10 protein-coding genes are annotated in these 10,272 nt (G+C 42.3%); all 10 read left to right on the top strand.

The window, feature by feature from the left end:
- Nucleotides 1-886: NAD(P)/FAD-dependent oxidoreductase (locus tag ACH2DQ_RS02740; RefSeq protein WP_395025482.1), on the top strand; the 886-nt coding region annotated here is incomplete at its 5' end.
- A 175-nt stretch (nt 887-1,061) separates the two neighbouring features.
- Nucleotides 1,062-1,757: a DNA repair protein RadC gene (gene radC / locus ACH2DQ_RS02735; RefSeq protein ID WP_394911280.1), complete on the top strand. Its 696-nt coding sequence runs from the start codon at nt 1,062-1,064 to the stop codon at nt 1,755-1,757.
- Nucleotides 1,758-1,778: 21 nt separating this feature from the next.
- Nucleotides 1,779-2,789, top strand: a complete 1,011-nt coding sequence (locus ACH2DQ_RS02730; protein ID WP_394911279.1) for a rod shape-determining protein — start codon at nt 1,779-1,781, stop codon at nt 2,787-2,789.
- A gap of 12 nt (nt 2,790-2,801) precedes the next feature.
- Complete coding sequence (gene mreC, locus ACH2DQ_RS02725; RefSeq protein WP_394911278.1) at nt 2,802-3,767, top strand: rod shape-determining protein MreC; 966 nt, start codon at nt 2,802-2,804, stop codon at nt 3,765-3,767.
- A 21-nt stretch (nt 3,768-3,788) separates the two neighbouring features.
- Nucleotides 3,789-4,307, top strand: a complete 519-nt coding sequence (mreD, locus tag ACH2DQ_RS02720; protein WP_394911277.1) for a rod shape-determining protein MreD — start codon at nt 3,789-3,791, stop codon at nt 4,305-4,307.
- Entirely contained in the window at nt 4,300-7,194 is a 2,895-nt protein-coding gene (locus ACH2DQ_RS02715; RefSeq protein WP_394911276.1) for a penicillin-binding transpeptidase domain-containing protein, read from the top strand. Before mreD ends, ACH2DQ_RS02715 begins: the two co-directional genes overlap by 8 nt.
- A gap of 273 nt (nt 7,195-7,467) precedes the next feature.
- Nucleotides 7,468-8,145, top strand: coding sequence for a septum site-determining protein MinC (gene minC / locus ACH2DQ_RS02710; RefSeq protein WP_394911275.1), 678 nt, complete (start codon nt 7,468-7,470; stop codon nt 8,143-8,145).
- Between the two features lie 111 nt (nt 8,146-8,256).
- Nucleotides 8,257-9,048, top strand: a complete 792-nt coding sequence (gene minD, locus ACH2DQ_RS02705) for a septum site-determining protein MinD (protein WP_394911274.1) — start codon at nt 8,257-8,259, stop codon at nt 9,046-9,048.
- 11 nt (nt 9,049-9,059) lie between these two features.
- The gene (gene minE, locus ACH2DQ_RS02700; RefSeq protein WP_394911273.1) at nt 9,060-9,311 is read left to right on the top strand and encodes a cell division topological specificity factor MinE; all 252 of its coding nucleotides are present in this window, start codon (nt 9,060-9,062) and stop codon (nt 9,309-9,311) included.
- On the top strand, nt 9,280-10,272 hold a 993-nt coding region (locus tag ACH2DQ_RS02695; RefSeq protein WP_395025477.1), incomplete at its 3' end, for an FtsW/RodA/SpoVE family cell cycle protein. The genes minE and ACH2DQ_RS02695, both read left to right, overlap by 32 nt.

The raw sequence follows: 10,272 nt of genomic DNA, 5'->3' as shown, positions 1-10,272 counted from the left end.
CATCCGTGACGGCAGGATCGAGAGCATTTGCATAAATGACCATGAGACCTTAAATACGGCAGTAGTAGTACTGGCAATCGGTCACAGTGCAAGAGATACCTTTTCCATGCTGTCCCGCAAACCCCTTGCCATGACACCAAAATCCTTTGCCGTAGGGCTTCGGATTGAACATCCCCAGAGTATGATAAACCAGTCCCAATATGCCAGAACGGATTTAAAAACCCTGCCTGCCGCTGATTACAAGCTTACCAAAAAACTGGAGAACGGAAGAGGCGTATATTCATTCTGTATGTGCCCCGGCGGCTACGTGGTAAATGCCTCATCTGAAAACGGCATGACCGCGGTTAACGGCATGAGTTATCAAAAAAGGGATGGAGCAAATGCAAACAGTGCCATAGTGGTAACAGTCACTCCGGACGATTACGAAGCGGTGGATTCACTAAGCGGTGTGAGATTTCAGCAGAATCTGGAACAAAAGGCTTATGCGCTGTGTAATGGAAAAGTACCGGTGCAGCTGTTTGAGGACTTTGTAAAGCATCGCAGCAGCAACGGTCCCGGTGAGTTTGCTCCGGCTATAAAAGGCGCATATGATTTTGGAAATTTAAGAGAATGCCTGCCCAAATTCCTGGGTGATTCCATTGAACAGGGCATTTTAGGCTTTGATCATATGATTAAAGGCTTTGCAAGAAAAGATGCCATTCTTTCAGGCATTGAGAGCCGGACGTCATCTCCCCTTCGCATTACCAGAGATGATTTCTTTGAAAGTACCATAGCCGGATTATATCCCTGCGGCGAAGGCGCCGGTTATGCAGGTGGAATCACCAGTGCTGCAATGGATGGCTTAAAAGTAGCAGAGGCAATAATTAAAAAATTCCATTCATTTTAGTACACATTTCAAGACTCATTTTAAAACAGATTCTAAGCCATCACAAAATTTTAAGATTAATAAGTGTGTACTTTGTCATCAATCTATGATAAAATGATGATTATTTATAGTCTTGTTTTGACAGGATAAATCCTGGTTCAAGGCTTCCTGCCGGGAGAGCTTGAAAGGGAATACTATGAATGAAGCAATAACAATGAAAGAATTACCTACAGATGACAGGCCTTATGAAAAATGCCTTGCGATGGGTGCACAGGCGCTGTCAGACGCTGAACTTCTGGCAGTTATCTTAAGAACCGGATCCCAGGGGATTCAGGCATTGGAGCTGGCACAGGAGGTTTTACAATGTTCAAAAGTAGAACATAACCTTTTAGGTCTCCATCACTTAAGCATTTCTGACCTTCGGAAGATGAAAGGCATCGGAAAAGTAAAAGCCATACAGATCAAGTGTATTGTAGAATTGTCCAGAAGAATTGCAAAATCTTCCGCAAAGGACAGCCTTTGCTTTACCAAACCGGAAACCATAGCAGATTATTATATGGAAGATTTCCGGCACTGTACCCAGGAACAGATGCTGATGCTGATGTTAAATACCAAAAGCAGGCTTCTGTGTGACCATATTATTTCAAAGGGTACGGTAAACGGTGCCCTGATTACGCCCCGGGAAATTTATCTGGAAGCACTGCATCATCATGCAGTATTTATTATCCTTGTGCATAATCACCCAAGCGGTGATCCCTCTCCAAGCAGAGAGGATATCCTTTTAACCAAACGGATCCGGGATGCAGGTCTTCTGATAGGCATTGAACTGCTGGATCATATTATTATTGGTGATAAAAAGTATTTAAGCTTCAAAGAACGAGGACTTTTGTAACTATGAGGGAGAGAAGAAGCCATGTTATTAGGAATTGACCTTGGCACAGACACGATAAAAATATGTGATAAAAATAATAAAATAATGATTGCTGAAAAAAATATGATTGCAATCCGGGACGGGCTTCAGGTGATCGGTATCGGTGACGATGCATACGAAATGTATGAAAAGACACCTGTAAATGTACAGGCGGGATGTCCTATGATGCATGGTGCTATAGCCGATGCCAAAAATATGGAACTGCTGCTTATCGGGCTTTTGCGGCAATGTTCTTCCCTTTTACCGGTTCATCCAACGATTTATATTGCTGTACCAAGCGACATTTCCGCAGTGGAAAAGCGGGCGTATTACAATGTTCTGAGCGGTAATATAAAAGCAAAAAAAATCTGTCTGGTTGACAAAGGGGTCGCAGATGCCATTGGCATTGGACTCCCCATCGATGTTCCAATTGGAAACATGATCGTAAATATCGGCGCTGATACAACGGATATCTCTGTATTGACCGGCGGGCAGATTCTGCTCAGCAAAATGCTCCAGTTCGGAGGCCGGAAACTGGATGAAGATATCAGTACCATGGTACGGCGTATGTTCCAGCTGAACATCGGTATGCGTACGGCAGATAAACTGAAAAATGCCCTGGCTTATATCATTGATGGGCCGGCTGCTTCCCTTGAAGTATATGGTATCAGTACGGTGTCCGGATTGCCTAAAAGCGCTGTGATACCGTCTCTTTCTGTAAGCGTCTGTATCATGGAAACCATCGACAATATTGTCCAGAACATAAAAAGTACACTGAACCGCATTCCCCCCCAGTTTCTGGCTGATATCCGGAAAAATGGCATTTATTTAAGCGGCGGTGTCTCCGGAATACCGAATCTGGCTGAATATATGAGAAGGGAACTGGAAGTCCCCATATATCTAGTCAGAGAACCTGTTACCAGTACACTTCGCGGACTTCTGGCAATTATGAACCACAAAGAACTAGAAGCGTGTACGTATTCTTTAAAAGATCTAACAGGAAATACCATATAAAGAGGAATCGTTATGAAGAAAAAGAATTCGATAAAAAGCAAAGTAATATTACTTGTCCTTTCTGCTGTGTGCGGTGTAATGATCGTACTGTCTTTCACGGTAGATATGAGCAGCGGACCGCTGAAGCAGGTAGGTGAATTTATCATTACACCTCTGCAGAGCGGTATTAACCAGGTTGGTACCTGGATCGCAGGAAAAGGAGATTATTTCCAGAACTCTGCCGACCTGGTTACCGAAAATACATCCCTTCAGAAAAAAGTAGATGATTTGACCATTGAAAATACCCGCCTCATTCAAGACCAGGAAGAACTGAACCGTTTAAGAGATCTCTACGAACTGGACCACCAGTATGAAGACTATGAAAAAGAAGGCGCCAGAGTAATCGCAAAACAAAGCGGCAACTGGTTCCATATGTTTACCATCGACAAGGGCAGCAATGACGGATTTGCGGTAGATATGAATGTCCTGGCTGGCGGAGGTCTGGCCGGAATCATAACGGAAGTAGGTCCTAACTGGTCTACCGTCCGGTCTATTATAGACGATTACAGCAATGTAAGCGCAATGGTTTCCCCAACGAATGAACAGTGTATCATTGCCGGTGACCTCCGACTGATCGACGAAGACAAAATAAATCTGATTAAATTAACGGATACTGACAACAAAGTCAGCGTTGGAGATAAAGTAGTGACATCTAACGTCAGCAGCAAATTTTTGCCCGGCATTTTAATCGGTTATATCAGTGAGATCAATAACGATTCAAACCATCTGACTAAATCCGGATTTATTTCTCCGGCTGTTGATTTTAAAGATATCCAGGAAGTACTGGTAATCAAAACTTTAAAGCAGCAGATTGAAACGAAAGAGACAGAACCCAAGCAGACGGAAGCCAAAGGGCTGGACGAAACCGGTGACAGTGAAACCGAAACATCCTCTGAGACAGAGACACAGTCCACCGAAGCACCGAAGACAGCTGAGTAACATACAGATAGGAGATAAGATATGAAAAGCAAGGTGATACTTTTTTTTGTGCTGTTAATATGTGTTATTTTACAATGCACATTACTGCCGGCACTTTCTATCGCTTCTATTACACCAAATTTACTGATTATTGTAACCGTATCCTTTGGGCTGATGAGAGGTAAACGTTCCGGACTGTGGATTGGTTTTGTCTGCGGCCTTATGGCAGATCTTTTCTTTGGCGAAACGATGGGCTTCCGTGCCATTATCTATATGTACATCGGTTATCTGAACGGATACTGTTACCACATATTTTACGATGACGATATCAAAATGCCGGTTGTTTTAACCGCAGCCAGTGATCTGGCATATGGAATCCTTTTTTACGGCTTCCAGTTCCTGCTCCGGGGAAGAGTTGACTTCTTCTTCTACCTGAGGCGGATCATTATGCCCGAAGTCATCTATACCATTGTATTGACATTTCTGTGCTACCGTATATTATTATTTATCAACCGTAAACTGGAGAAGTCAGAACAGAGGAGTGTAAATAGTTTTGTTTAAATATGTAAAAGATACCATTTCAAAAGCAGCAAAGTCCCGTATGGTAATACTGGTCGTTGTATTCCTGATACTTGCATTTATTCTGGTATACCGGCTGTTCACCCTGCAGATTGTAGAAGGTGAAAGTTACCTGAACGACTTTACCATGCAAATTGAAAAAGAGAGAACTTTAAAAAGTACCCGTGGAATTATCACAGACCGAAACGGAAAATTACTGGCTTATAACAAGCTTGCCCATTCGGTTACTTTTGAAGATACCGGTGCTTACGATAATCTTACCCGACATGAAAAAAATCTGGCATTAAATGGCAGTATGTATGGTATATTGAAGATTCTTGAAAAAAATGGAGATAAAGTAACGGATAATTTTGGAATTATCCTGAACAGTGCCGGTGAATATCAATTTGTCTCCAGTGGCACATCCCTGCTTCGATTCAAAGCAGATATCTATGGACAGGCTTATATTGAAGACCTGACGGAAGCGCAGACCAATGCATCTGCTTCCCAGATGATGGATGACCTCTGTGCAGAGAAGGGATATGGGGTACTTTCCAAAGAAAATACAAAAGAAGAACTCGCTAAATATGGTCTTCCGGACACGTTAACAAAAGAGGAAACTCTCAGCATTGTTACAATGAGAAGTAAAATAGCTGCAAACAGCTTCCAGAAATATTTAGCTGCAACCCTGGCTACCAATATCAGTGACTCATCCATGTCTACCATTATGGAAAGCAAAGATATCTATCCCGGGGTGGATGTGGTAGATGATACGATTCGTGTCTATGACAACAGCATCTATTTTGCACCGATCATCGGTTACACCGGACAAATCTCATCCGAAGAACTGAATGAGTTAAATAAAGACAGCGAGGTATATAACCAAAATGACATCGTTGGTAAAATCGGACTGGAACAGGTCTATGAAGACCAGCTTCAGGGATTAAAGGGTTCTGAAAGAGTATATGTAAACAACCTTGGAAAGATTCTTAAAAAAGATAACCGTGTGGAACCCCAAGCCGGCAATAACATTCAACTGACACTTGATACCGATTACCAGATTGCTGCATACCGGATTTTGGAGCAGTATATAGCCGGTATTGTCTATAGTATGCTGATCGACGCCAAAGAAGTGAATATCGAAGATTATGCTACCACAGATGATATTCGTATTCCGGTCTATGATGTATATTACGCACTGTTTGAAAACAACGTGCTGGACGTAAACCACATTTCATCAGCAGAAGCCAGTACGACAGAAAAGAGGGTATACCAGCAATTTTCAAATGAACAGTCCAATGTTTTTGCATCGATTAAATCAGAGCTCACAGCGGATTCACCTGCGGCATATAAAGATCTGGGTAAAGATATGCAGGCCTATATGACATATGTAGTGAATAATATGCTGATGGAAGGAACCGGGATACTGCAAAAAGATGCTATTGATAAATCCGATGAAACTTATCTGGCATGGACAAATGACGGAAGCATCAGCTTGCAAGAGTTTTTGACTTATGCAATTTCCAAAAACTGGGTTGATATTTCCAAAATTCCGGTAGACACGGAATACTTGGATTCCAGAGAAGTATACAGTGCATTATCTGACTATATTGCACAATATTTATCCACGGATACGCATTTCAGCAAAAAAATATATCGCTATATGATAGAATCCGATACGTTAAGTGCTACAGATGTCTGCCTGATGCTCTTTGATCAGGGCGTCATTAAGATGAACGAGGAAGATTATAACTCTCTTGCATCGGGAAGCCTGACTGCATTTGACTTTGTACAAGCAAAAATATACAGTCTGGAACTTACCCCCGCACAGTTAGCGCTGGATCCATGTTCCGGCTCTCTGGTAATAAATGATCCAAATACGGGAGAAGTACTTGCCTGTGTGACTTATCCGAGTTATGATAATAACAGGCTGGCAAATGATATGGATTCCGAGTATTATGCAAAACTGGCAACTGACTTATCCAGCCCGTTTTATAATAAGGCAACCCAGGAAATTACAGCTCCCGGTTCTACCTATAAGATGGTTACGGCTGCAGCCGGTGTTTCAGAAGGTGTTATTGGTATTTATGATACAATAAATTGTACAGGAAAGTTTGATTTAGTAGAACCTCCAATTAGATGTTGGATTTCACCAGGTGCTCATGGACCAGAAAGTTTATCTAGTGCAATAAAAGATTCCTGTAACTTTTATTTTAACTCGATTGGCTATATGCTAGGTGACGTTGGTGCAGAAGACGGCAAAGCAGTAGATGAAGTCGGTATTGAAAAACTCGCTAAATATGCAGAAATGTTCGGTTTCGATGCCCCAACAGGAATTGAGATCGGAGAAACCGATCCGCATATTTCCGACAATGGTATGGCACCATCTGCTATGGGTCAGGGTACTAATGCCTTTACGACTTCACAGCTCTCCAGATATGTGGCAACAATCGCAAATGGAGGAACCTGTTACGATCTGACCTTACTGGATAAGATATCCGATTCCGATAACCGGGTACTGGAAGAAAAGAAACCAAAAGTTCATAACAACGTAGAGTTAGATTCTGAGCTCTGGAGTGCAATTCACACCGGTATGAACGAGATGGTAAAATCAAATAATATTTTAAAGAATATTAAAACAGATATGGCAGGTAAAACCGGTACGGCACAGGAAACAGGCGTACCCAGCCATGCTCTCTTCGTAGGGTATGCACCATACGATAACCCGGAAATTGCCATCGCTGTACGAATTACCAATGGTTATAGCTCTACCAATGCAGCGTCTGTTGCAGGGGATATGGTAAACTATATATTTAAGAACAAAGAAGCAGATGAAATTATACCTGGACATGCCATTCAGGTAGATGCAAACACGCAGAGATTCGACTAACATCAATCCGGCGGGCAGCGTATATAAGAATTTCCATTACCCTGCCTGATTTGGACAGTATCCCGGACTTTAAAAGATACTGTACGATGTCAGAGCATGCCTGGAAATAGTGCCATCAGACGCAGTTATCAGGCACTAGCATCCATAATTCGGACATGCTCTGGGGGTTGAAAGAAAATTGAGAAATGAAAGGACGCCACGCTGTGCTTCTTTCAACCTATTTTATTTGTGGCAGCATTGCAGGCAAGCCTGCAATATGCGATGGGTATCACTATGAATCAAAGTTCCGTCATTATTAAAAGCAATAAGTATGGTCTTATTGTAATACTGGATGATAAACTTCCCTTTGATGAATTGCTTCAGGCAGTCGCAGATAAATTCCAGGAATCAACAAATTTTTTCCAGGATGCTAAAATGGCGATCACTTTCCGGGGGAGAGTACTTACGAAACAGCAGGAGAAAGATATGGTTTCCGCCATTGTAAATAATTCAAGGATCCATATCCTATGTGTGGTAGACGAAAGAAAAGATGATGAAGAGTACTATAAGAATGCCGTCACTACTGCTATGGAAGAGTTGGACAGGCGTGACGGACAGTTCTATAAAGGCACACTCCGGGCAGGACAGGTACTGGAGGCAGAGACAAGCATCATTATCCTTGGGGATGTCAATCCCGGAGGAATCGTTACTTCCAAAGGCAATATTGTCGTACTTGGATCCTGCCGGGGCAATGTATATGCAGGCGCCAGCGGCAATCGGGAATGCTTTGTCGCCGCACTTGTGATGAAGCCAAACCAGATTCGCATTGCCGATAAAATAGCGCGAAGCGCAATCACAAAAAAAGTGGATACCGGGGAATATGCCATCGATCCTAAGATAGCTTACATAAAAGATGATCACATCTTTGTTAAAAACATATCTCAGGATGCATTAAATGACATCTCCCTTTAACAGCAGATTGAAATCAAATACCCTGTGGTTTTGAAGGGTACAGAAAGCTAAACAGCGAATCAAAACACACCAGATAACGAAAATAAATAGTGTTATTTTGGAGGATATAGCATGAGTGAAGTAATTGTAATAACGTCCGGAAAGGGCGGCGTTGGTAAGACAACCGCTACAGCCAACATCGGAACAGGGTTGGCGAAATTAAATAAAAAAGTCGTATTGGTCGACACCGATATCGGTCTTCGTAATCTGGATGTTGTCATGGGACTGGAGAACCGGATAGTCTACAATCTTGTGGATGTAGTAGAAGGAAACTGCCGTTTAAAACAGGCACTGATAAAAGACAAACGGTATCCCAACCTGTATTTGCTGCCATCAGCTCAGACTCGGGATAAATCTGCAGTCACTCCGGAACAGATGGTAAAACTCACAGAAGATCTGAAAGAACATTTTGATTATATCCTGCTGGATTGTCCGGCCGGAATTGAACAGGGCTTTCGTAACGCCATTGCAGGCGCTGACAGAGCCATCGTCGTAACCACACCGGAAGTATCCGCCATTCGGGATGCTGACCGCATTATCGGGCTTCTGGAAGCTGCCGATATCAGAGACATCGATTTATTAATAAATCGTCTGAGAATGGACATGATTAAAAGAGGAGATATGATGTCGGTAGAAGATGTAATCGATATCCTCGCGGTGAATCTGATCGGAGCCATTTTAGACGAAGAAAGCATTGTGATCGCCACCAATCAGGGAGAACCGCTGGCTGGTAACGATACACGTGCAGGACAAGAATTTTTAAGTATCAGCCGTCGCATTACCGGGGAAACTGTTCCTATGACGGATCTAACGAAGACAACCACGTTCTTTTCAAGATTTTCCAATATTTTCAAGAAAAACTGAGAGGAGCCGGCATGATAAATTTCCATGGATTTCGAAAAACATGTTCAAAAGATGTAGCCAGAGACCGGCTTAAGCTTCTGTTAACCAGTGAGCGGCTGGATTGTTCTGCTGAAAATATGGCACTGATGAAAAAAGACCTGATAAGGGTAATACAAAAATACATGGACATTGATGAAGAAAGCATGGATATACATATTGACGTGATAAATGAGATAGAACAGGGTGCAGGGAATGTTAAAACAATACAAATTAAAGGATTATAAATTTAGATTAGTTATATGGGTAACGGCACTGTCCATTCTGGGCATAATGGTAGTTGGAAGCGCACAGGAGGATTTAATGTCCAAGCAGGTTCTGGGTCTGATTCTTGGACTAGTGTGTATGGTCATCATTTCCTTAATCGACTATACCTGGATTATGAATTTTTACTGGATCGCCTATATCGGCGGTGTTATATTAATGGCACTGCTTCCAGTACTGGGCAAAGAGGTAAACGGAGCGCAGCGATGGATTGTAATCGGAGGACTTCAGTTCCAGCCTTCTGATATTGTAAAAATTATATTAATCATATTTTTTGCCAAATTCCTTTCTAAATATGAGGAAAAACTGAATAGCCCCAAAATTATATTTCCGGCATTGGTACTGCTGGCAATCCCATGGTATCTGATCTACCGCCAGCCAAATCTGTCAACGAGTATTCTGGTTGTTTTAATTTTTTCTACAATGATGTTCGTTGCGGGGTTGAGTTATAAAATCATTGGTGGTATTATAGTAGTAGCTGTTCCTGCAGCAGTGCTGTTTTTCAGCATTATACTACAGCCGAACCAGACGTTGCTTCAGGGCTATCAGGCCGGACGTATTCTGGCATGGTTAAAACCGGAAGAGTATCCTGAACTGGCATACCAGCAGATGAATTCCGTTATTGCCATTGGTTCAGGCCAGCTATATGGAAAAGGGCTGGATACCAATCTTGTTTCATCCGTAAAAAACGGAAACTTTATCGCAGAGCCCCAGACAGACTTTATCTTTGCCGTTGCAGGAGAAGAATTAGGCTTTCTGGGATGTTGTATCATAATCATTCTGGAACTTTTGATTGCGGTAGAATGTATTCGTATCGGTAAAAAAGCAAGGGATTTAGCCGGAACCTTAGTGTGCTGTGGTATGGGGGCACTCATATTCTTACAGACATTCATCAATATCTGTGTAACAACGAGAATATTGCCA

This window comes from Robinsoniella sp. (assembly GCF_034124845.1).
The sequence above is the reverse complement of the archived record's forward strand: the minus strand, read 5'-3'. Positions and strand labels throughout refer to the sequence as shown.

What these genes read in the sequence shown, in the direction of transcription:
- radC (WP_394911280.1), top strand. Translation starts at nt 1,062, where the DNA reads ATGAATGAAGCAATAACAATGAAAGAATTACCTACAGATGACAGGCCT.
- ACH2DQ_RS02730 (WP_394911279.1), top strand. Translation starts at nt 1,779, where the DNA reads ATGTTATTAGGAATTGACCTTGGCACAGACACGATAAAAATATGTGAT.
- mreC (WP_394911278.1), top strand. Translation starts at nt 2,802, where the DNA reads ATGAAGAAAAAGAATTCGATAAAAAGCAAAGTAATATTACTTGTCCTT.
- mreD (WP_394911277.1), top strand. Translation starts at nt 3,789, where the DNA reads ATGAAAAGCAAGGTGATACTTTTTTTTGTGCTGTTAATATGTGTTATT.
- minC (WP_394911275.1), top strand. Translation starts at nt 7,468, where the DNA reads ATGAATCAAAGTTCCGTCATTATTAAAAGCAATAAGTATGGTCTTATT.
- minD (WP_394911274.1), top strand. Translation starts at nt 8,257, where the DNA reads ATGAGTGAAGTAATTGTAATAACGTCCGGAAAGGGCGGCGTTGGTAAG.
- minE (WP_394911273.1), top strand. Translation starts at nt 9,060, where the DNA reads ATGATAAATTTCCATGGATTTCGAAAAACATGTTCAAAAGATGTAGCC.